This is a genomic window from Streptomyces sp. NPDC050658, from assembly GCF_044457025.1.
GTDB lineage: Bacteria > Actinomycetota > Actinomycetes > Streptomycetales > Streptomycetaceae > Streptomyces.
Map to the genome: position 1 here is coordinate 64,953 of NZ_JBITGM010000014.1, position 21,854 is coordinate 86,806.

Here is a 21,854-nt window from a genome sequence, read left to right on the forward strand (position 1 = left end):
TCGTTCGCGGTGGTCGGACACAGGCGTGCGCGGTCGTCGCGTCCCCGCGACGCCGCGCATCCCGCCTAGCGCGACCGCGCCGCCTGGTTCCTGCGGGTCAGCCAGAGCGCGCCCGCCGCGCCCGCGAGCAGCACCGTGCCACCGAGGGTGCCGAGCGCGATGGCCGAATCCGCGGGGCCGGTCTGCGGAAGTTCGTCGCCGCCGGAGGGGGCGCTGGCCGAGCCGCCCGAGCCCGCATCGCCGGAGCCGCCGCCGGTCGCGGAGCCGCTGTCGTCACCGCCGCCGCCCGAGCCCTTGACATCGAGGGAGAGCGAGGGCTTGGGACTGTTGGAGGGGGTGCACGTCGTCGTCGTACCGAGTGCCTTGATGGTCAGGACACCGGCGGTGAAGGTGACCTTGCCGCTCTTCTTCGGGGTGTACGTCCCCGACAGATCGCTGATCTTGATGGGGGTGTTGGCGGGGATCGCCTTGTCGTTGGGCGCCCCGGACACCGGGACCGTGCCGCTCTCGGCGCCCCCCAGCTTGATCAGCGCGCTGGGCTTCATCGCGCCCTTGCCGAGCTCCACGGGGCTGGAGGAGACGCCCTTCTGGAAGGACATGGTGAGCTTGTAGCCGCTGCCGCTCTTGACGCTCTTGATGTCGATCGGCGAGACCGCGCCCTTGTTCCCGATGGGCGTCTTGCACTGGTAGTTGACGTCCTGGACCTCGGCCTGCGCGGCGGGGGCGGCCATCAGCACCGCCGAGCCCCCGGCCAGAGCCGTGGCGAGCGCGAGCGCGGCCCTTCGTTTCTGGTGAGACACCTCGAGTTCCCCTCATGCCGGTCGTGGCGTGCCGCGGGGTGCGGATTTACTGACGGCACATCAGATTGGGCGCTCAAGGTACGCCCGGCGCCTTGGAGAGGGAAGACAAAGAACGCGCCGGATCCGTAGTGATCCGGCGCGTGTCGAACCGCGGGTAACCCAAGGGGGACTGAGCGGGGGCCCGGGAAGCTCCGCGGGACGGCCGTGGGGCGGCCGCGGGGCGGGCTAAACCGGCGCGCTCAGTTCCGCCCACACCGTCTTGCCGGAGACCCCCGGCGTCCTGACGACCCCCCAGTCGAGGCAGAGCCGCTGCACTATGAACATCCCGTGCCCGCCGGGCCGTCCCGCCCGGTGCGGGGTGCGCGGGGCGGGCTGGCCCGCGCCGCGGTCGGAGACCTCTATGCGCAGCACCTTGGCGTCGGAGGAGAGCCACAGCTCGTCGGGGCCCTCGGCGTGCAGGCACGCGTTGGTGACCAGCTCGGAGACGACGAGGAGGACGTCCTCGGCCGCGGCGCGCTGATCCGCGCCCGCCGCGGGCAGCCACCCCCATGCCTGGAGGGCCTGGCGCGCGAAGTCCCGGGCGAGCGGGACGATGCCGCTCGCGCCGTTCAGACTCAGCCTGCGGACCTGGCGGCCCGTGGCGGCCGCCGCGGAGGCCGGGCCCACGGGAGCGTCCGCGACGGCGGCCTCCGACTCCGGGCCGCGGTCGCCCGGCGAGTAAGGCCGGGTGGTGCTCATCAGCGCTTCACCTCACCGACAAGGGGACTCTGGACAGAAAGCTGGACAACAAAGCTGGACAAGATTGATTTAGAGACTTCTGATGACTTCTGGCTGACTTCTGATGACGGATCCAGGGTGTCTCCTGCCCGGCCGAACCGTGAGAACACCCACTTATTCGGTGCGGCCCGTGTGACGCTGGTAACGCGGTGATCACGCAGAGACAACTGCCGAGTAACTCTTGGACACGCACCGTCAGTCGGCCGTCCGGTCAGTGGACGAGCGCCGCCTCGAGCGTCTCGTGGACCGTGAAGACCGCGTCGGCGCCGGTGATCTCGAAGACCCGAGCCACCACCGGTTGCATCCCCGCCAGATGAACCCCGCCTCCCGCGGCCTCGGCTTTGAGCCGGGCGCCGAGCAGCACGTTCAGTCCGGTGGAGTCCATGAACTCAAGTCTCGAGCAGTCCACGACCAGGCGCGTGAAGCCGTCGTCGAGGCAGCTCTCGAGCGGCTCGCGCAACAGATCGGCGGTGTGGTGATCCAGCTCACCCGCCGGTGTCACTACGGCACTCGGGCCCTCTCCTCGCACTTCGACCCGAAGTCGGCCCCTATGTGCGCTGCCGACCGTCCCGCGGTCCATTCCGTCACTCACTTCCGACCGTCGTGGCTGTTGATGACGCCCTCGAACATTACGCCTTCCGTACGGCCTCGGGTACCCGAACATCCCCCCGAATTCGGACATTTCCCCGCAGAACGCACTTGCGACTGTGCCGCGGAAGCGGGTAGGGGTAGAAGAGACAGCAATCAACACGGACGGCTTTGGAGGCGCCGCACACCGCAGTGCACGTATTGGCATCGGCAGCCATATGCCGAGAACGATGGAGGACACCATGTCACCCCGGCTCGACGAATCGCATACTGACCAAGCGACGTCGACACTCCCGACACTCCCGCCGCACCGCTCCGAGACCACGATCCCGGGCCCTCGCACGGAAGGAACGCCGGAAGCGCAGCCGGCCGCACCGGCCGTGACGGATGCGGAAGTCCTGGAGCACGGGCTCGCCGATCTGCCCGAGATTCCCCCGTACGACGAGGTGGGACCGCTCGACGCACGAGCTCTCTCCAAGACCCTCTTCGAACGCCTCGAGTCGCTCGAGGAAGGCACGCACGAATACGCGTACGTCCGCAACACCCTGGTCGAGCTGAACCTCGCCCTGGTGAAGTTCGCGGCCTCCCGGTTCCGCTCCCGCAGCGAGCCGATGGAGGACATCATCCAGGTCGGCACCATCGGCCTGATCAAGGCGATCGACCGCTTCGAGCTCAGCCGAGGCGTCGAGTTCCCCACGTTCGCCATGCCGACCATCGTCGGCGAGATCAAGCGCTTCTTCCGCGACACGAGTTGGTCGGTGCGCGTGCCGCGCCGCCTTCAGGAACTCCGACTGGACCTCGCCAAGGCGGGCGACGAACTCGCCCAGCAGTTCGATCGCGCCCCCACGGTGGGCGAGCTCGCCGAGCGCCTGGGCATCTCCAACGACGAGGTCGTGGAGGGCATGGCCGCCTCCAACGCCTACACGGCAAGCTCGTTGGACGCGCAGCCCGAGGAGGACGACTCCGAAGGCGCGCTGGCCGACCGCATCGGCTACGAGGACCACGGACTCGAAGGCATCGAGTACGTCGAGTCGTTGAAGCCGCTGATCGCCGAACTGCCGCCGCGCGACCGCAAGATCCTCTCCCTCCGCTTCGTCGCCAACATGACGCAGTCGGAGATAGGCGATGAACTGGGCATCTCACAGATGCATGTCTCACGCCTGCTGTCGCGAACGCTGGTCAAGCTCCGCAAGGGGTTGACCGTAGAGGAGTGAGGTGCCGCGCCGCTCGGTGTCCGGACGATCTCTCCCACTCACCCACCCGTTTACCCCGCAACGCGGGGTAGGGGGTGGGTGAGTTCGTCTACAGCGCCGCCGCCACCGCGGTCTCGGCGTGCAGCCGCGCAGCGGCCCCGGCACCAGCACATCGAGCCCCCGCAAGGCGAGCCGCTCCCGAGCCGGAAGCTCAACGGCCTGTCCTGCAAGCAGCACGCCAACACGCGCTCACAGCAGCGCCGTCAGCTTCCGCACGCTGCGGTCGCCCTCCCTGCGTACCCCCAGCGGGATCAGCGCGGCGCGGGTCGGGAGGCGGACGCCGCCCGTGAACGCCACCCGCGTGCCCGGGCCCTCCGGGGTCGCCGCTGCTCCGATCAGCAGGAAGCGGCTCTGCAGCCAGCACCAGCCCGGGCGGTGGACGCCCCGCAGATGGGCGCGGAGGCCGTACTTGCTGCGGGCCAGGGCCTCGACTCGCTCGCCGCGGCGACGGACCACGCGCAGCCGTTCCATGTCCGGTACGACCTGTCCGAAGCCGCCCTCCAGGTCGCCGAGCAGGGACCAGACCCGGTCGAAGGGCGCGTCCACGAATGCCTCCGTGACGTGGGCGCCGCTGATGCCGGCCGCCAACGCGTGCAGACGGCGTACGGGGTCCAGCTCAGTGGTGGGCCAGGGCTCGTTCATGACGTCCACGCCTTCCGGAAGGTGTCGCGGGCCCGGTGCAGCCGGGATTTGACGGTGCCCGTGCGCACGCCGAGCAGGGCGGCCGCAGTGCGCTCGTCCAGGCCCTCCACGTCACGCAGCATCAGCACCGCACGGTGTTCGGGGGAGAGCCGGTCCAGTACGTCCCTGATGTCGGCGGAGAGTTGCGGGTCGCCTCGGGCCGGCAGCGCGCTGAGGTCCGCCGGCACGGTGCGCGCGGACCGGCGCGCGGTGCGGATCGCCTCGCGTACGGCTATCGCGCGGACCCAGCCGTACAGCGCGGCCGGTTCCTTCAGCGTGCGCAGCGACCTGAACACCGCCACCAGCGCCTCCTGCGCCGCGTCCGCCCCCTGGTCCAGGGCGATCGGCGTACAGATGCGGGCCACGTACGGCGTGAGGAGGTCCAGGAGTTCGGCCATCGCCAGGGTGTCGCCGCGCTGGGCCGCACGCACCAGACGGGCCGCCGCCGTCCGGTCGCCGGAACCTGATCGCTCATCGGGCACGGGCCGTATCCTTCCACCGCGCCACGCGCAGGGCCGCGACGGCCAGGACGGCGCACAGCGGGGTGTAGAGACCGAGGTTGAGCCAGTAGAACGCGGTGTCCGGCTCCTTGGTGAACAGCCAGTACACGCCCGCGAGGGTGCGCAGCGTCAGGCCCGCGGTCACCGCCAGGGTGCCGAGGCGGAGAAGTACGTGACGGGGGCCTCGGGCGTACGCCGTGACCAGGGCCGCGGCGGTGAGGAGGAGCGCGACCAGCGGGAGCAGCACCGGTGGCGTGAACGGTACGTCCGTACCGAGCACCGCCTGGGACAGGCCGCTGTCGTCCGCCGCCGGCCAGGTCGCGCCCGTCGTCCAGTACAGGTGGAGCAGGGCGTCCGCGGTGAGCACAGAGGCCACGAGGGCGGCGGCGCGGGTCGGCGTGGGGACGCGGGCGGGAGCGGGGGCGGGGGCGGGGGCGGCAGTTGTGTCGGCTGTGCCGGTCTTCTCGGGTCCGTACGACATGAGGCCTCCTCTGTTGGGCGACGTGAGAATCCGTCGCCCAACAGAGGAGGCCTTCATGCGAAACGTTCCGTCGGTGTACGGGAATTCTTCCGCTCAGGCGCGCTTGAAGCTGTGCACCACGAACCGGGTGTCCGAGATCTTCTGGCCGGGCTTGAGGATGAACGACGGACCGTTGCAGCGCGAACCGCTGTACATCCGGAGCTTGTACCCGGTCTTGCTGATCGCCGAGTTGTAGCGCCCGTCCGGGTAGCAGTGCGTGTTCCTGTCGAAGTAGCCCGCCGTGGTCTTGGTGCCGCTGTAGTTGACGCCCGACCACACACACAGGTCGGATTCGCAGCGCGGTGCCGCCGTCGCTGCCGTGGACGGGGCGATGATCGCCGCGGCGGCAACTACGGCCCCCACGGCGAACCTTGCAGTGAACCGGTGCTTGCGCTGCATGAGATGTCCCCTGTTTCTCTCGACCGGGACCGTGGTCTGCGGCCCCCGGCGAGAGGCTAGTCGATGTCAGTACGCGCGCACGCCCCTTCGCCACACCGCGTCGACCAGCGGTACGCCCGGCCGGTACGCCAGGTGGACATGGCTCGGGGCGTCAAGGATCGCCAGGTCCGCGCGGGCGCCCGGCGTGATGCGGCCGACGTCCGTGCGGCGCAGGGCCGCCGCGCCGCCCGCCGTCGCCGACCAGATCGCCTCGTCCGGGGTCATGCCCATGTCCCGTACCGCGAGGGCGATGCAGAAGGGGACGGAGGAGGTGAAGGAGGATCCCGGGTTGCAGTCCGTCGACAGCGCCACCGTCGCGCCCGCGTCCAGGAGCCTGCGCGCGTTCGGCCACTCGGCTCGGGTGGAGAACTCGGCGCCGGGGAGGAGCGTGGCGACGGTGTCGCTGTTCGACAGCGCGTCCACGTCCGCGTCCGTGAGGTGCGTGCAGTGGTCCGCGCTTGCCGCGTCCAGCTCTACCGCCAGTTGGATTCCGGGGCCGTAGCTGAGCTGGTTCGCGTGGATGCGGGGGTGCAGGCCCTTCGCCTTGCCCGCCGTCAGGATCGCGCGGGCCTGGTCGCCGTCGAACGCGCCCTTCTCGCAGAAGACGTCGATCCAGCGGGCGTGCGGCGTGCAGGCGTCCAGCATCTCCCCGGTGACCAGTTCCACGTACGCCGCCGGGTCCTCCGCGTAGTCCGGGGAGACGATGTGGGCGCCCATGTACGTGACTTCGTCCGTGTGCTTCGCCGCGATGCGGAGGGCTCGGGACTCGTGCTCCGTGGTGAGGCCGTAGCCGGACTTCGTCTCGAAGGTGGTGGTGCCCTGGCGGAGGGCTTCCGCCAGGTAGCGGGTGAGGTTCGCCTCCAGGGCCTCGTCGGTGGCGGCGCGGGTCGCGGCCACCGTCGTGCGGATGCCGCCCGCGGAGTAACTGCGGCCCGACATACGGGCGTTGAACTCCTGGGTGCGGTCGCCCGCGAAGACGAGGTGGGAGTGGGAGTCGACGAAGCCGGGGATCGCGGCCTGGCCGTTCGCGTCGTGGGCGGCGTCCGCCGCGGGGGCCTTGCCGGCCGGGCCCACCCAGGCGATGTGCTCGCCGTCCAGGACTACGGCTGCGTCCGTCAGGAGGCCGAGCGGGCCTCCGTCGCCCTGCGCCGGGTCGTTGGTGACGAGGCTGGCGATGTTGGTGATGAGGGTGGTGGTCATGGGGTGGTTCCTCTGCGGGTTGGTGCGGGCGGGGGTCCTGCCTTTGGCGGTTCTTTCCCCGATCGCGGGGCAATGGGCGGGTGGGCGGAAAAGGTCTGTTCGGTGCGGCCGAAGGTGCGGGGCAACGGGCCGGGCGAGTGGGAGACACCCGCCCGACGTACGTCAATCTCGCAGCGCCGACACCGCCTCCGCCAGCGCCCCCGGCACGTCCTCCACCAGGGCATGGGACCCGTCCCGTACGACATGCCGGCCGCCCACCACCGTATGGCGGACGTCCGCCGACGTCGCCGCGAAGACCGCCGTCTCCGCCGCCAGGCGCGGCACCGGGCCCGCCGTACGCACCGAGTCCAGCGCGATCGTCGCGAAGTCGGCGAGGGCTCCGGCCTCAAGCACCCCCGCGTCGGACCACCCCAGCGCCGCATGCCCGTCCGCCGTGGCCGCCCGCAGCAGCGCCGCCGCCGTCCAGTGGCCCCGCGTGTGCGAGCGCAGGCGCTCGTTCAGTTCCATCGCCCGCGCCTCTTCGAGGATGTCGATCACCGCGTGGCTGTCGCTGCCCAGGGACAGCGGGCTGCCCGCCCGTTGCAGGGCGACCGCGGGGCCGATTCCGTCCGCGAGGTCGCGTTCCGTCGTGGGGCACATGCACGTGCCCGTCGTGGAACCGCCGAGCAGCGCGATGTCCTCGTCCGTGAGGTGCGTGTTGTGGACGCCCGTCGTGCGGGCCCCGAGCACCCCGTGGTCCGCGAGCAGCCGCGTCGGCGTGCAGCCGTGCACCGCCTGGCACGCCTCGTTCTCCGCCTTCTGCTCGGAGAGGTGGACGTGCAGGGGGGCGTTGCGGGCCGACGCCCACTCCGCCACCGTCCCCAACTGCCTCGCGGGGACCGCGCGTACAGAGTGGATCGCCGCGCCGATCCGGGCGTGGTCGCGGTCCTTCAGGAGCGAGGCCCGTTCCGCCCACGCCTCCGTCGTACCGTCGGAGAAGCGGAGCTGGTGGCGGTTGGGCGGCTCGCCGCGCGTCTCGCTCAGCAGGCCCGACGCCACGTACGCCGTGTCCAGGAGCGTGATGCGGACGCCCGCGTCCGCCGCCGCCTGGATGAGCGCCTCGCCCATCGCGTTGGGGTCCGCGTACGCCGTACCACCCGGACCGTGGTGCAGGTAGTGGAACTCGCCCACCGTCGTGATGCCCGCGAGCGCCATCTCCGCGTACACCGCCCGCGCCAGCGCGTGGTACGTCTGCGGAGTCAGCCGGTCCGCCACCGAGTACATGACCTCGCGCCACGTCCAGAACGTGCCCGAGCCCACCTGGACGGTGCCGCGCAGCGCGCGGTGGAAGGCGTGCGAGTGGGCGTTCGCCAGACCGGGGAGCGTCAGGCCGCGGAGCACCGTCGCGCCGGGCGGCGGTGCCACGACGCCCTTGCGGACGGCCGTGATCCGGTCGCCCGACACCTCCACCGCCACGCCCGGCTCGACGTTCGTGTCGAGCCAGGCGTGCTCCAGCCAGTACGTCGCTTCCGTGCCTGCGCCCGTCCCAGTCGTCACCTGCACGCCAAGCCCTCCAGTACGTCGGCCAGTGCCCGCACCCCGGCCACGCAGTCGTCCTCGGCCGCGAACTCGGCCGGGGAGTGCGAGACACCCGTGGGGTTCCGTACGAACAGCATGGCGGTGGGGATCGAGCCGGACAAAATACCCGCGTCGTGTCCGGCGCCCGTGCCGAGCACCGGGATCGGCCGCCCGGCACCGCCCGCGAGGATCGCGCCCAGCTCGTCCCGCAGCGCGTCCTCGAACTCCACCACCGGCGTGAAGGACTCCCGTACGACGTCGAGGTCGATGCCGTGCCGGTCCGCGTACTCGCGGGCGGCCTTCTCGACGCCCGTCACGACCGTGTCCAGCGACTGCTGGTCCGGCGCGCGCGAGTCGAGCCAGCCGCGCACCAGCGACGGGATCGCGTTGACCCCGTTGGGCTCCACGGAAATCTTGCCGAACGTCGCGACCGCGCCCGCGAGTTCGGCTTCCCTGCGGGCCGCGAGAACCGTCTCCGCGTACGTCAGCATCGGGTCGCGGCGGTCGACCAGGCGGGTCGTGCCCGCGTGGTTGGCCTCGCCCCGGAAGTCGAAGCGCCAGCGGCCGTGCGGCCAGATCGCGGACGCGATGCCGACGGCGTCGCCGGAGAGGTCGAGCGCCCGGCCCTGCTCCACGTGCAGTTCCACGAACGCGCCGATGCGGGCGAGGCGTTCGGGGTCGGGGCCGATGGCGGACGGGTCGTGGCCCGCGGCCTCCATCGCCTGCGGGAGGCTGATCCCCTCGCCGTCCTTCAGTTCGTACGCCGCCTCACGGGTCAGCTGTCCCGCCGTGAGCCGGGAGCCGACGCAGGCCAGGCCGAAGCGCGCGCCCTCCTCGTCGCCGAAGTTGACGATCGCCAGGGGGCGGGTGAACGACACCTTCCTGGCGCGGAGTTCGTCGAGGGCGGCGAAGGAGGAGACGACGCCGAGCGGGCCGTCGAAGGCGCCGCCGTCCGGGACGGAGTCCAGGTGCGAGCCGGTGACGACCGCGTTCCCTGCCTCCGGATTCCCGAGCCAGGCCCACTGGTTGCCGTTGCGGTCGACCTCGTGGTCGAGGCCGCGCGCCTCCGCCTGCGCCTGGAACCAGAGGCGGCACTCGGCGTCGGCGCCGGTCCAGGCGAAACGGCGGTAGCCGCCCGAGGCGTCGCTGCGGCCGATGGGCCGCAGCGAACGCCACATGGCGTGGAACGTGTCGCTCACGCGTCGCCGCCCTCGCGCATCGGAATCCGTACGCCCTTCTCGTCCGCCACGGACTCCGCGATGTCGTAGCCCGCGTCGACGTGCCGGATGACGCCCATGCCGGGGTCGTTGGTGAGGACGCGGCGGATCTTCTCGCCCGCGAGCTTCGTGCCGTCGGCGACCGAGACCTGGCCCGCGTGGATGGAGCGGCCCATGCCGACGCCGCCGCCGTGGTGGATGGAGACCCAGGAGGCGCCCGACGCGACGTTCACCATGGCGTTCAGGAGCGGCCAGTCGGCGATCGCGTCGGAGCCGTCCAGCATGGCTTCCGTCTCACGGTACGGGGATGCCACCGAGCCGCAGTCCAGGTGGTCGCGGCCGATCGCGAGCGGGGCGGCGAGGGTGCCGTTGCCGACCATGTCGTTGAACATGTCGCCCGCCTTGTCGCGCTCACCCTGGCCGAGCCAGCAGATGCGCGCCGGGAGGCCCTGGAAGTGGACGCGCTCCCCCGCCATCTTGATCCAGCGGTGCAGGGACTCGTTCTCCGGGAAGAGGTCGAGGATCGCCTTGTCCGTCTTGTGGATGTCGGACGCCTCGCCGGACAGCGCCGCCCAGCGGAACGGGCCCTTGCCCTCGCAGAAGAGCGGGCGGATGTAGGCGGGGACGAACCCGGGGAACGCGAACGCCCGCTCGTATCCGGCCAGTTGGGCCTCGCCGCGGATCGAGTTGCCGTAGTCGAAGACCTCGGCGCCGGCGTCCATGAAGCCGACCATCGCCTCGACGTGCCTGGCCATGGACTCACGGGCGCGGGTGGTGAAGCCCGCCGGGTCCTTGGCGGCGTACGAGGCCATGTCGTCGAAGTCGACGCCGACCGGGAGGTACGAGAGCGGGTCGTGCGCCGAGGTCTGGTCGGTCACGATGTCGATCGGGGCACCCTCGGCGAGCATCTGCGGGAGCAGCTCGGCGGCGTTGCCGAGGAGGCCGATGGAGAGCGGCTTCCGCTGGTCGCGGGCCTCGGTGGCGAGCTGGAGCGCGTGGGCCAGGTTGTCGGCCTTCACGTCCAGGTAGCGGTGCTCGATGCGGCGGTCGATGGCGCGCGGGTCGACGTCGATACAGATGGCGACGCCGTCGTTCATCGTCACGGCGAGCGGCTGGGCGCCGCCCATGCCACCGAGACCGGCGGTGAGGGTGATGGTGCCCGCGAGCGTGCCGTTGAACTTCTTCGCGGCGACGGCGGCGAACGTCTCGTACGTGCCCTGGAGGATGCCCTGCGTGCCGATGTAGATCCAGGAGCCGGCCGTCATCTGGCCGTACATGGTCAGGCCCAGCTGCTCCAGGCGGCGGAACTCCTCCCAGTTGGCCCAGTCGCCGACGAGGTTGGAGTTGGCGATGAGGACGCGCGGCGCCCACTCGTGGGTCTGCATGACGCCGACCGGGCGACCCGACTGGACGAGCATCGTCTCGTCCTGCTTGAGGGTCCGGAGCGTACGCACCATGGCGTCGAAGGAGCGCCAGTCGCGGGCCGCCTTGCCGGTGCCGCCGTAGACGACGAGCTTGTCGGGGTGCTCGGCGACCTCTGGGTCGAGGTTGTTCTGCAGCATGCGCAGGGCGGCCTCCTGCTGCCATCCCAGGGCGCTCAGTTCCGTACCGCGCGGTGCCCGTACGGGGCGGGGTCCTGACATGGCGATGCCTCCTAGCGTGAAGCCGTCCGTGACGCTCTGCTGTGTCTTGCTGCTGTGTCTGCTGTGTCTTGCCGCTGTGACCTTGTTATTCACATCCTGCGATGATGAATAGAACTAGTCAATACCCTGGTACGGCAGCGGGGTCGCGTCGCGGGTGATTGGCTTGAACGCATGAGCGATCACGGGGTGGAGACCGCACACGCGTCCGCACCGGCCGCACCGGCCGCGGAGTCGGCGGCCCGCCGCGACCAGGCCGTCCGCGCCGCCGTCGAGCAGGGCGTCGTCGGCCCGTCGTCGCCGGTCGTCGGACTCCTCGACATCACCGGCATCCGGGCGTCCGCCGCCGCCCTGCACGCCGCCTTCGACGCGGTCACGCCCGCCGGCACCCCCGTCCTGCACGCCTTCGCCGTGAAGGCGTCGCCGCTGGTCCCGGTCGTGCGGCTGCTTCGGGACGCGGGCATCGGCGCCGAGGTGGCGAGCCCCGGCGAGCTCGGCATCGCGCGGGCCGCCGGGGTGTCCCCCGCACAGACGGTCCTCGACTCGCCCGCCAAGACGCCCGCCGAACTGCGCGAGGCCCTCGCGCTCGGCATCGCGGTCAACGCGGACAACCCGCAGGAGCTGGACCGCATCGACGCGATGGTCCGGTCGGCGCACAGCAGCTCCCCCATCGGCCTGCGGGTGAACCCGCAGATCGGCGGCGGCTCCATCGGCGCGCTGTCCACGGCCACGTCGACCTCCAAGTTCGGGGTGCCGCTGCGCGACGAGGGCGCCCGAGAGTGGGTCGTCCGGGCCTGCCTCGACCGCCCGTGGCTGACCCGGCTGCACGCCCATTCCGGTTCGCAGGGCATGCCGCTCGAACTGATGGTGCGGGGCGTGGCGGCGACGTACGAACTGGCCGAGGAGATCAACGAACGCGCCGGGCGCCGGCAGATCGACACCGTCGACATCGGCGGCGGACTGCCCGTCAACTTCGGTTCGGACGAGGAGAGCCCTACGCACGCGCAGTACGCGCGCCGCCTCAAGTCCCGTGTGCCGGGGCTGTTGGACGGGCGGTACGGACTGGTGACGGAGTTCGGCCGCTCGCTGCTCGCCAAGCACGGCACGGTCCTCGCCCGCGTCGAGTACGCGAAGAAGGCGGGCGGCAGGCCGATCGCGGTGACGCACGCGGGCGTCCAGGTCGCGGCCCGCACGGTGTACGCGCCCGCGTCATGGCCGCTGCGGATCGCCGCGTACGACGCCAAGGGACTGCCCAAGAGCGGACCCCCGGTCGCCCAGGACGTGGCGGGCCCGGCGTGCTTCGCGGGCGACCTGCTCGCCGAGAACCGCCCGCTGCCGCTGCTGGAACAGGGCGACTACGCGGCGGCGCTCGACACCGGCGCGTACTACTTCGCGCACCACTACTCGTACAACAGCCTTGCCAGGCCCGGGATTTACGGCTTCGTGGCCGGGTCCGAGGGGGTGCGGTCCGAGGGAGTGCGGTCCGCGGGGGTGCGGTTCGCGGTGGTACGGGAGCCGCAGACGCAGGAGGAGATCGTGGCGGAGGCGGGCGGCGACATCGAGCGGGACGCGTTGCGCCGCCTCTGAACGGCCCGCCCGCACCACGCCCTCCACCACAGACCGCGATCATTTGGCCTTAGAATCCGGTCCCTCGCGAAACACGTCGCGACTCTCTGCGTACCGACCCCGTCGATCCAGGGCATCTTCACGGGGAAAGCGCCGGAACCCCCCGCGATCCTCACGACTGTGCGTACCTTCCTCGTCACCGGGCGATGGGGATTGCCCGGCGCACCATGGGGATGGGGAGGGGGCCGCGCGTGCCCGGAATCGACGAGTGTCTGCTCGAAGCGATGACACTGCCAGGGGCACGCGGGGTCGCGATCGTCGACTGGACCAGCGGGCTCTCCCTCGGGGCAGTCGGCGATTCGCCCAACGGAGACCATGAGGTGACCGCGGCCGAGTCCGCGGAGGTGGCACGGGCCGCGGTCGAGTACCGCGCCTTCGCACCGGCCGACGGACCGCCGGGCGAGGGGCCCCCTGGCGAGGAACCGTCGGGCGACGGAGCGCCGGGCGAGGAACCGGCGTCCGACAGACTGCCCGTCGAGGACCTCATCGTCACCACCAGGACGAGCTTCCACCTGATCCGCTTCGTGGCGACGACGTTCGACAGCAGCGTCTTCCTGCATCTCTGGCTCGACCGCGACAACGGCAACCTCGCCCTCGCGCGCAGACGGCTGAGCGACCTCGCCGAACGGCTGGTCCTGCTGTGACCACCGCCGAGGTCACCACCGCCCGCGTCACCACCTCGCCCATGCTGCTGCGGCTCGCCGAGGAGCACGCGACGGGCGCGCTGCTGCGCGGCCAGGGCACCCTGTATCTCGCGGAGGGCAGCGTCGTGCACGCCGAGAGCCCCGCGGCGCCCGGCCTCGACGTCCTGCTCACCACCGGCGGAGTGCTGCCCCGGCAGGGCTGGGAGGAGGCCCTCACCGAGGCGGGCGCCCGCAACGAGGTGGGGCGCCATCTCGTCGACAGCGGCCGGGTGGCGGCCGGCGAACTGGAGCTGTGCCATCTCGGCGCGCTGTTCGACGCCGCGTTCTTCGTGCTCGGTCCCACCTGCGGGCCCACCCGGTTCCGCTACGGCGTCGCGCACTGGCTCGGCCGGGTGCGGCCGGTGCCCGTGGCGACGGTGGACCGGGAGTCCCGGCGGCGCCGGGCGCTGCTCGACGGCATCTGGCCCGACCCGGAGATCGACGACACGCCCGTCGTGGCCCGCCCGCCCGCGCCCGGCCAGTCGGTCTCCGCCCGGCAGCGGGCCGTGCTGCGGCTCGCGGACGGCGTCCGTACCCCCACGGCCATCGCCTGGGCCCTCGGGCTCCCCGCGTTCCACACCCTGCTCGAAGTGCGGCGGCTGGCCGCCGCCGGGCTCGTGACGACGATGCGGGAGCGGGCGTCCCCCGACCCGCCCCTCGCCCCCGCATGGGTCGGGGAGGTCTCTGCCGACCCGGACATCGCCCTGTTACGCCGGCTCCGTGACGCACTGGAGGCAAGCCTGTGAAGCTCCGCACCGCTCACCGGGCCGCGTATCTGCCCACATGAAACTCTCTGCGCTCTGGCGGCGCTCCGGGAGGAGAAAGCGGATGCCTGCCGAAGCCGAGGTACTCGGCGAACTGAAACGGCTGCGGTCTCGGATACCCCAGCTCAGGGGCGCCCTCGCGGCCAGTGTCGACGGTCTGGTGCTGGCCCAGGACGCCACGGACGTGGAGGCCGAAGGAGTCTGCGCGCTCACGGCGGCGGCGCTCGGCGTGGCCCTGCGCCTGGCCGACGCGACGCACCAGGGCGACTTCCGGGAGCTGATCGTCCGGGGCGAGGAGGGATACGTCGCGACGTACGCGGCCGGCTCGTCCGCCGTCCTGACCCTGCTCGCCGAGCCCCGTATCAACGTCGGCCGACTGCATCTGGAGGCCCGCCGGTCCAGCGCTCTCATCGGAGAGCTGGTCGACGCGGCCGTCCGTCCGGACGCCGCCGCCCAACCAGCGGAGGAAGCCTGACCCATGCCCCCCACCTCACCCGCATCACCCTCATCGTCCGGTTCGTCACGGACACCCAGCCGACGGAAAGGAAGTGCGAAGCTCATGGCCAACACGGAGACCGCGCTCAAAGAGACAGCCACATCGATCGAAGGTGTCATCGGCGCCGCCCTGGTCGACTACACGAGCGGTATGGCGCTCGGCACGCTCGGCGGCGGGAAGGACATGGACCTCACCGTCGCCGCCGCGGGGAACACCGACGTGGTGCGCGCCAAACTGCGCACGATGGAAATGCTGGGCCTCAAGGACGAGATCGAGGACATCCTGATCTCGCTCGGATCCCAGTACCACCTGATCCGGCTCATCAAGGGCCGCAACAACAACGGCCTGTTCCTCTACGTGGCGCTGGACAAGAACCGGGCGAATCTGGCGATGGCGCGGCATCAACTGAAGCGCATCGAGGCGGACTTGGACGTCTGATCCGGACGTCTGATCCGGACGTCTGATCCGGACGTCTGATCCGGACGCTTGATCCGGACGCCTGATCCAGCAGGCCTGCGGCGCCGCACCCAAGAGGGGGCGGCGCCGTCCCGTCACCCGGAGGCTCTGAGATTCCTCAAGTCCCGCATAGTGACGTGCATCACGGGCAGACCCTCTCACCAGACCCGTACTCATCCGCGTACCCGGTCTCGGGGGAGGCACCTGTGACGACATCCGACACGTCCACGACCACACCACCACCCGCCGAAGAGGGCGCCCTGCACCGTGCCATCGGCCCCAAGCTGCTGATCCTCTTCGTGATCGGCGACATCCTCGGCACCGGCATCTACGCGACCACGGGCAAGGTCGCGGGGAAGGTCGGCGGCGCGCTGTGGGTGCCGTTCGCGATCGGTTTCGTCGTGGCGATCCTGACGGCCGCTTCGTACGTCGAACTGGTCGGCAAGTACCCGAAGGCGGCGGGCGCGGCCCTCTACACCCAGAAAGCCTTCAAGACCCCGTTCCTCACCTTCATCATCGCGTTCATGGTGATGTGCTCGGGCCTGTCGTCGGCGAGCGCGGCGGCCAGGGCCTTCAGCGGCGACTACCTGAGCGAGCTGACGAGCGACGCGCTGCCGCCGACGCTGATCGCGATCACCTTCATCGTGCTGCTGGCCGCGCTGAACATGCGGGGCGTGTCGGAGTCGGTGAAGACGAATGTCGTCCTGACCGTCGTCGAACTGACGGGCCTGGTCATCATCCTCGCGATCGGCGCGTACGCCGTCCTGACCGGGGACGGCGAACCGTCCCGCCTGACCGACTTCGAGGCGGGCGACGGCACGGCGTACGCCCTGATGACGGGCGTGCTCGGCGCGACCGCGCTCGGCTTCTTCGCGTTCGTGGGCTTCGAGGACTCCGTGAACATGGCGGAGGAGACGAAGGATCCCGTCCGCACCTTCCCGCGCGCGATCTTCATCGGCGTGGCGGTGACGGGCACGATCTACGTCCTGGTGGCGCTGGTCTCCTCCCTCCTGGTCGACCACAAGACCCTGGAGGGATCGAGCGGCCCGCTCCTGGAGGTCGTGAAGGCGGGCGGCGTCGACTTCCCGCACAAACTCTTCGCCCTGATCGCGCTGTTCGCGGTGACGAACTCCGCTCTCATCAACATCATGATGGCCTCGCGCCTCTGCTACGGGATGGCCAACGAACGCATCCTGCCGCGCGCGATGGGCCGCGTCCTGGCGCGACGCCGGACGCCGGTCGTCGGCATCGTCTTCGTCTCGATCCTGGCCATCGGCCTGGTCTCGACGGGCGAGATCGAGGGCCTGGGCGACACGACGGCGTTCCTGCTCCTCTGCGTCTTCGCGGTGGTCAACGTGTCGGTCCTCGTCCTGCGCCGCGACCGCGTGGACCACGAACACTTCCGTACGCCGACGGCGTTGCCGGTCCTCGGGGCGATCACGGCCCTGATCCTGGCGAGCCCCTTGGCCGACCGCCCGGCGGAGGTCTACATCCGGGCGGGGGTACTGGTGGCGATCGGGATCGGCTTGTGGGCGCTCAACAAGGTGGTGCTGCGGGTGCGGGGCGAGGACTAGGGCGTTTCCGCCGGGCGGGGACTAGGGCCTGTCCGGCGGATCTGGCCGGCTCCTGTGGGCGGTGCCTTGTCTCTGCCGGTGAGCGGTGGTCTGGTGCGTGCAGCTGCAAGGCGGAGGATCGAGGCATCGCGGAGCGATGGTGATTGACGACAACGCCGCAGATGCGCGTGCCAGGCCAGCGCGTCCCAGGCAAGATCCGCCGGACAGGCCCTAGGGCGTCCTTCCGCCGGGCCTGGCACGACGGCCCGGCAGAGACGGCCAGATCCGCCGGGCGGGCCCTATCCCCGCAGCGCTGTCGTGCGGCGCCGCGCCCCGCCGGGTGCGGCGTCGCCCGCCGCCGGGCCTGTGGTGCGGTAGCCCTTGACGGCCTTGGCCGCGGGGGCGCCTGCGCGGGGGTTCAGCCAGTCGACGCGTACCCAGTACAGGGCGTCAGCGTCCCGTTCCCTGTGGCCGAGCCAGGCGGCCTTGGCCCAGAGCCCGACTCCCGCACCGGCCATCGCGGCACCTGCCGCCACGGGGATCACGAAGGAAGTGCCGACGGCGCCGAGAAAGGCCGTGGCGAGCCACCGGCGGTGGGCGCGACGCCAGTTGCGTACGGTGACGGCCCGATCCTGAAGCACGTCGTACCGCCCGACGCGGGTCGCTTCGCGGGCGAGGGCGGTGTACCGATTCCTTCGGACGTACGTGACGGTGGCGGCCGCGAGCACAAAGAGCGCGGCGCCACTGAACATGCCGATACGCCGCCCGGTGAGCCCACTCGGCAACGCACCGACACCGGCGGCAAGCACTCCCATCCACCCCAGCGGCCAGGCCCCCGCCCGCACAACAACAGACACCCGCCCCACCCCAACCCCACCACGCCCCACGTCCCCTGCCTCCTCCGCACGCTGCTTTTGGCGGGGGAGGCTAGCGGGGGAATCTGAGGGGAGGGTGAGAGGTGGGGGGGCGGCGGGCTTCGGAGGGGGCCGCGCCTCTGCCTGAGCTGAACTGCCGTCATGGGCAAGGGTGAACGCCGGTCGGGCGGGGGCTGCTTGGGGTGGGCCGGTGTCGTTGTTGGTGGCCGGGGCCGCCCGGTTTTGGGGAGTATGGCGGTTCCGGCGCCCCTGTAAAGGGCGCCCTACGGGCGTCGGCTTCGCCGATTCCGCTTCGCTCCACCCTTGACAGGCCCACCTCCACCGCAGTGACCCTTTTGACCGGGCGGCCACGGGAGGGGACTCACGGGGAGGGCCGGTAGAACGGTTCGGCTTTCGTGCCGGGTGCGGACTGGTTCGGTGCGGCTCGCCCACTTGGGGAGAGGCCGCCCGACAGCCCGACATCGCCCCGGAGGGCGGGCCGGGTCGTCATGTCGGGTGCGGACTGGTTCGGTGCAGGCGCCGCCAGTTGGGAGGAGCGGGGGTGCGCGGTCGGTGCGGGGATGGGTCCCGGTTTCGTCAAGCGGCTGCCGACCGGATCTTTCGGGGCGGGCGTCATGCGGCGGGGGTGCCGCCAGGCGGAAGGGGCTGGGGGTGCGCGGCCGGGTCCGGCTGACGGTCTGTGGTGATCACGGCCGTGCGGGCGGTGGGGGCCGCCGGACAGTGGGAGATGGGTGCCGGATGACGGACGTCGTGCCGCCGGTGGCGGCGGCCAGACGGCAGGGGCGGGAAGGGCGGCGCGATGAAGGGGAGGCGGTCGAGGTGTGTGTGACGGGCGGGGCCTTACCTCCCGCCCCCGATTCCGGCATATCGGTCATCTCGGGTGCTGGAAGGGGGGATCTGGGGCGGGATCCGAGAAAGTCCCGCTGATTGGGGGCTGGGGGCGGCGTGTCGTGGGACTTTCTCGGAAAGCAGCCCCTGCACCGCATGCCGCCCTGCTGCCGCGCCCTTCCGCGCGGGCGAGCTGCACCGAACCAGTCCGCAGACGGCACGACGGCCGGCCCAGGTCCCGGAGCGAAGCCGGCCTGTCGGGCCCCGACTTCACCCAGTGGGCGAGCTACACCGGACTAGTCCGCAGACGGCACGACGGCCGCCCCAGGTCCCGGAGCGAAGCCGGCCTGTCGGGCCCCGACTTCACCCAGTGGGCGAGCTACACCGGACTAGTCCGCAGACGGCACGACGGCCGCCCCAGGTCCCGGAGCGAAGCCGGCCTGTCGGGCCCCGACTTCACCCAGTGGGCGAGCTGCACCGGACCAGTCCGCAGACGGCACAACGGCCGGCCCAGGTCCCGGGGCTGAGCCGATCTGTCGGACGGCCCCTCCTCGCATGACCGAGCCACTCCGAACCAGTCCGCACCCGGCATGAAGACCGGGCACCGGACCGGTCCCTCCCGTGAGTCCCCTCCCCTGGCCGCCCGGTCAAGAAGGTCTCTGCGGTGGAGGCGGGCCTGTCAAGGGTGGAGCGCAAGCGGAATCGGCGAAGCCGACGCGTAGCGCAGCGGAGCGCCCTTTACAGGGGCGCCGGAACCGCCACACTCCGCAGAAGCCGGGCGGCCCCGGCCACGATCGAAGGCACCGGCCCACCCCCAAGCAGCCGCCCCAACCAACCCCTGGCCCCCTCCCCTCCCCTCCCCTCCCCTCCCCTCCCCTCCCCTCCCCTACTCCACAAACAACCCCCGCTCCGCCGCTCCCACATCAAACTCCTCCAACCGCGCCTGCGCATCCGGCAAGCCGTCGCACATCGCCTCCAGGAGGACCCGGCCCAGCAGCATCGGGGCGCAGGCCGTGTCGAAGGCCAGGCCTGTGCCTACCGCTGCCGGGAGGAGGAGGTCCGAGTGGGCTGCCACGGGGGCGAACGCCGAGTCCGCCACCGTTACGACGGAGAGGCCCGCGCCCTGCGCGTACGCGAGGGCGTCCACCACCTCCCGCGGATGACGCGGCAGCGCGAAGCAGAGGAGGGCGGAGGCACCCGCCCGCACCGCCGCGTCGATCCGGTCGGCCAGCATCGTGCCGCCCGAGTCGAGGAGCCGTACATCCGGATGCACCTTCGCCGCGAAGTACGCGAAGCCGTACGCCTGCGACGCCGCCGCCCGCAGCCCGAGCACCGGCAGGGGGCGGGAGGCCGCGAGCAGGCGGCCCGCCCGCTCCACCGGGGACGGGTCCGCGAGGACCTCCGCCAGGTGCCGCAGGTTCGCGATCTCCGCCTCCACCGCCTGCTGGTACTCGTTGAGGGGGTTCTCCGCCGCCTCTTCCGCCGGCGTCACGTCCCGCAGATGGCGCCGCAGCGCCGGGTATCCGTCGAAGCCCAGCGCCACGGCGAACCGCGTCACCGACGGCTGGCTCACCCCGGCCAGCTCCGCCAGCTCGACGCTGGACAGGAACGGGACGTCCGCCGCCCGCCGCACCATGCAGTGCGCGATACGCCGCTGTGTGGGCGTCAGCCGATGCCCCTCGAAGAGCACTTGCAGCCGCGCCGCAGGACTGTCACTCATACCGTTCCCCTCGTCACAACACCCTGTCCCTCAAAGGCCGTTCCGGTCGTCCCCAGCCCCGCCCACAGCTCGGTGAACCGGTCGAGCAGCCCGGCCGCCGCCGTCACATCATCCGTCAGCGGGCGGTCCGCCAGCTCCGGATCCAGGACCGAATCCGCCAGCTCGAAGGCCCTGCCGACCGGGAGAGACGGATCGAGGCGCATGTCCCGCTGCCTCAACGCCCGTACCGCCGCCACCAGTTCGCAGCCCACCACCATCCGGTACGCCTCACACGCCCGCAGCGTCTGCCGCGCCGCCAGCGAGGCGAAGCTCGCCTGCTCCTCCACCCCTCGCGACAGCACCGCGTGGCCGAGTGACGCGGGCGCGGAGAAGGCCCGTAGGTCACCCAGGGCCGCCCCGGCCGCGTACTCGAGGATCATCACGCCCGACGACGCCGGTTCGCCGTCCGCCAGGAAGGGGCGCAGGCGGGTGAAGGACGGCTCGTTCAGGGTCGACAACCGCGACGTCGACAGGCGCGCCGCCTGCGTCATCGACAGTCTGAAGTGGTCCAGGGCCAGCGCCAGTTGGGCCAGGTAGAAGCCGCCGTGGTGGTACGCCGCCATGTCGTCCGGGGAGATCAGCGGGTTCTCCGCCGCCGCGTTGATCTCCACCGTCAGCACCTCCTCCAGCGCGTCCGCCGCGTCGTGCGCGGGGCCGTGGATCTGCGGTACGCAGCGGAAGCCGTACGGGTCCTGGATGCGGCCCAGGGGCGGGGTCGGGCGGTCGGGGGCGCCCAGGAGCCGCCGCATGCGTTCCGCCACCGCGTACGAACCCGCGTGGCGGCGCGCCTCGTGGACGGGTAGTGCGTATGCCTCGTACGAACCGTCCACCGCCATCAGGGACAGCGCGGCCACCACCTGCGTCGCCGCGATCAGGCCGCGCAACTCCTGCAGCGCCAGGGCGGATTGGCCGAGGGTGAGGGCGTTGCTGCTGATCAGGGCCAGGGCGTCGTTGTTGTCCAGGGGCTGGGGGGCGGGGGGCACCCCCTGTCCCTGCCAAGGGTGTTCGCCCGCCAGCGCCAGGCCCATCTGGGCGAGCGCCGCGATGTCGCCCGTGCCGACCGAGCCGAACTCGTTCACCTTCGGGTAGGCGCCCGTCTCCAGCGCCTCGCAGAGGGCTGTCACGACGGTCGGGCGCAGGCCCGCGCCGCCCGCCAGGAGCTGGTTGGCGCGCACCGCCAGCATCGCCCGCACCTCCCGCGCGGGCAGTTCCTCGCCGATCGCCCCGGCGTGCGAACGCAGCAGCCGCAGACCGTGGTCGGCGGCCGCCTCGGTGGGCACGGACTCGTTCCGGTTCGCGCCGACACCGGTGGAGCGGCCGTAGACGCGCCCCCAGGAGGCGATCTCCCGCGCGGCGTTCCACGCGTGCTCGACGCGTTTCATCCCGTCGGTCGCCGGCACCGGCCGGGCGGCGGAATCAGCCAGTCGTACGACATCCGCGACCATCAGTCCGCGGCCGTCCAGGACGACGACCGGGCCGCTGCCATCGGTCGCCCTGTCCGCGATACGAGACGACATCACGCGCCTTTCCTCCTCAAACGGACGCTCCGTCTTGCCCTGCGGCCACTCGTAACCAGGGATTTACGCCTGGGCGCCGACGGACTATTGACAATCTATTCAGTCACAAAGAACTCTGCATGACGA

At 71.4% G+C, this 21,854-nt stretch carries 21 protein-coding genes; 7 read left to right on the top strand and 14 right to left on the bottom strand.

Translation table 11 applies throughout. The features are described 5' to 3' along the window. Positions 1-65 precede the first annotated feature (65 nt). The 3 genes from ACIBKX_RS35715 to ACIBKX_RS35725 form a co-directional block, all read right to left on the bottom strand. Positions 66-800, bottom strand: a complete 735-nt coding sequence (locus ACIBKX_RS35715; RefSeq protein ID WP_363277708.1) for an LPXTG cell wall anchor domain-containing protein — start codon at positions 798-800, stop codon at positions 66-68. A gap of 225 nt (positions 801-1,025) precedes the next feature. Continuing rightward, positions 1,026-1,538: an ATP-binding protein gene (locus ACIBKX_RS35720; RefSeq protein ID WP_363277709.1), complete on the bottom strand. Its 513-nt coding sequence runs from the start codon at positions 1,536-1,538 to the stop codon at positions 1,026-1,028. 250 nt (positions 1,539-1,788) lie between these two features. Next, positions 1,789-2,157: an STAS domain-containing protein gene (locus tag ACIBKX_RS35725; protein ID WP_363277710.1), complete on the bottom strand. Its 369-nt coding sequence runs from the start codon at positions 2,155-2,157 to the stop codon at positions 1,789-1,791. Between the two features lie 238 nt (positions 2,158-2,395). Here ACIBKX_RS35725 and ACIBKX_RS35730 point away from each other — a divergent pair, with 238 nt between their 5' ends. Further along, on the top strand, positions 2,396-3,379 hold the full coding sequence (locus ACIBKX_RS35730; RefSeq protein WP_363277711.1) for an RNA polymerase sigma factor SigF: 984 nt from the start codon (positions 2,396-2,398) through the stop codon (positions 3,377-3,379). Positions 3,380-3,607: 228 nt separating this feature from the next. Here the strand turns inward: ACIBKX_RS35730 and ACIBKX_RS35735 are convergent, their stop codons facing one another. The 8 genes from ACIBKX_RS35735 to hutU all read right to left on the bottom strand — a co-directional run bounded on the left by ACIBKX_RS35735 (position 3,608) and on the right by hutU (position 11,174). Next, positions 3,608-4,060, bottom strand: a complete 453-nt coding sequence (locus ACIBKX_RS35735) for a hypothetical protein (protein ID WP_363277712.1) — start codon at positions 4,058-4,060, stop codon at positions 3,608-3,610. Further along, positions 4,057-4,581, bottom strand: coding sequence for an RNA polymerase sigma factor (locus tag ACIBKX_RS35740; RefSeq protein WP_363277713.1), 525 nt, complete (start codon positions 4,579-4,581; stop codon positions 4,057-4,059). The genes ACIBKX_RS35735 and ACIBKX_RS35740 overlap by 4 nt, the downstream gene beginning before the upstream one ends. Further along, positions 4,571-5,080, bottom strand: coding sequence for a DUF3995 domain-containing protein (locus ACIBKX_RS35745; protein WP_363277714.1), 510 nt, complete (start codon positions 5,078-5,080; stop codon positions 4,571-4,573). The genes ACIBKX_RS35740 and ACIBKX_RS35745 overlap by 11 nt, the downstream gene beginning before the upstream one ends. A gap of 93 nt (positions 5,081-5,173) precedes the next feature. Next, positions 5,174-5,518, bottom strand: a complete 345-nt coding sequence (locus ACIBKX_RS35750) for a peptidase inhibitor family I36 protein (protein WP_363277715.1) — start codon at positions 5,516-5,518, stop codon at positions 5,174-5,176. Between the two features lie 66 nt (positions 5,519-5,584). Next, positions 5,585-6,757, bottom strand: coding sequence for an imidazolonepropionase (gene hutI, locus ACIBKX_RS35755; RefSeq protein ID WP_363277716.1), 1,173 nt, complete (start codon positions 6,755-6,757; stop codon positions 5,585-5,587). A gap of 162 nt (positions 6,758-6,919) precedes the next feature. After that, positions 6,920-8,299 (bottom strand): formimidoylglutamate deiminase, encoded by a 1,380-nt coding sequence (locus ACIBKX_RS35760; protein WP_363277717.1) that lies wholly within the window; start codon positions 8,297-8,299, stop codon positions 6,920-6,922. Further along, positions 8,290-9,492 (bottom strand): allantoate amidohydrolase, encoded by a 1,203-nt coding sequence (locus ACIBKX_RS35765; protein WP_363277727.1) that lies wholly within the window; start codon positions 9,490-9,492, stop codon positions 8,290-8,292. Before ACIBKX_RS35765 ends, ACIBKX_RS35760 begins: the two co-directional genes overlap by 10 nt. A 17-nt stretch (positions 9,493-9,509) precedes the next feature. After that, complete coding sequence (hutU, locus tag ACIBKX_RS35770; protein ID WP_363277718.1) at positions 9,510-11,174, bottom strand: urocanate hydratase; 1,665 nt, start codon at positions 11,172-11,174, stop codon at positions 9,510-9,512. 171 nt (positions 11,175-11,345) lie between these two features. Between hutU and ACIBKX_RS35775 the strand changes: the two genes are divergently transcribed. The 6 genes from ACIBKX_RS35775 to ACIBKX_RS35800 all read left to right on the top strand — a co-directional run bounded on the left by ACIBKX_RS35775 (position 11,346) and on the right by ACIBKX_RS35800 (position 16,770). Next, positions 11,346-12,758, top strand: a complete 1,413-nt coding sequence (locus tag ACIBKX_RS35775) for a diaminopimelate decarboxylase (protein WP_363277719.1) — start codon at positions 11,346-11,348, stop codon at positions 12,756-12,758. A gap of 230 nt (positions 12,759-12,988) precedes the next feature. Continuing rightward, complete coding sequence (locus ACIBKX_RS35780; protein ID WP_363277720.1) at positions 12,989-13,441, top strand: hypothetical protein; 453 nt, start codon at positions 12,989-12,991, stop codon at positions 13,439-13,441. Between the two features lie 41 nt (positions 13,442-13,482). After that, complete coding sequence (locus ACIBKX_RS35785; protein ID WP_363277728.1) at positions 13,483-14,226, top strand: transcriptional regulator; 744 nt, start codon at positions 13,483-13,485, stop codon at positions 14,224-14,226. A gap of 82 nt (positions 14,227-14,308) precedes the next feature. After that, on the top strand, positions 14,309-14,719 hold the full coding sequence (locus ACIBKX_RS35790; RefSeq protein ID WP_363277721.1) for a roadblock/LC7 domain-containing protein: 411 nt from the start codon (positions 14,309-14,311) through the stop codon (positions 14,717-14,719). Positions 14,720-14,803: 84 nt separating this feature from the next. Further along, on the top strand, positions 14,804-15,178 hold the full coding sequence (locus ACIBKX_RS35795) for a hypothetical protein (protein ID WP_363277722.1): 375 nt from the start codon (positions 14,804-14,806) through the stop codon (positions 15,176-15,178). Between the two features lie 224 nt (positions 15,179-15,402). Then, a complete protein-coding gene (locus ACIBKX_RS35800; RefSeq protein ID WP_363277723.1) occupies positions 15,403-16,770 on the top strand; it encodes an APC family permease in 1,368 nt (455 codons plus the stop codon). 278 nt (positions 16,771-17,048) lie between these two features. Here ACIBKX_RS35800 and ACIBKX_RS35805 read toward each other — a convergent pair whose 3' ends face one another. From ACIBKX_RS35805 to ACIBKX_RS35815, 3 genes are all read right to left on the bottom strand, one after another. Continuing rightward, the gene (locus tag ACIBKX_RS35805) at positions 17,049-17,636 is read right to left on the bottom strand and encodes a hypothetical protein (RefSeq protein WP_363277724.1); all 588 of its coding nucleotides are present in this window, start codon (positions 17,634-17,636) and stop codon (positions 17,049-17,051) included. 1,702 nt (positions 17,637-19,338) lie between these two features. Beyond that, positions 19,339-20,172 (bottom strand): MurR/RpiR family transcriptional regulator, encoded by an 834-nt coding sequence (locus tag ACIBKX_RS35810; RefSeq protein ID WP_363277978.1) that lies wholly within the window; start codon positions 20,170-20,172, stop codon positions 19,339-19,341. Then, complete coding sequence (locus ACIBKX_RS35815) at positions 20,169-21,728, bottom strand: aromatic amino acid ammonia-lyase (protein WP_363277979.1); 1,560 nt, start codon at positions 21,726-21,728, stop codon at positions 20,169-20,171. Before ACIBKX_RS35815 ends, ACIBKX_RS35810 begins: the two co-directional genes overlap by 4 nt. Positions 21,729-21,854 lie beyond the last annotated feature (126 nt).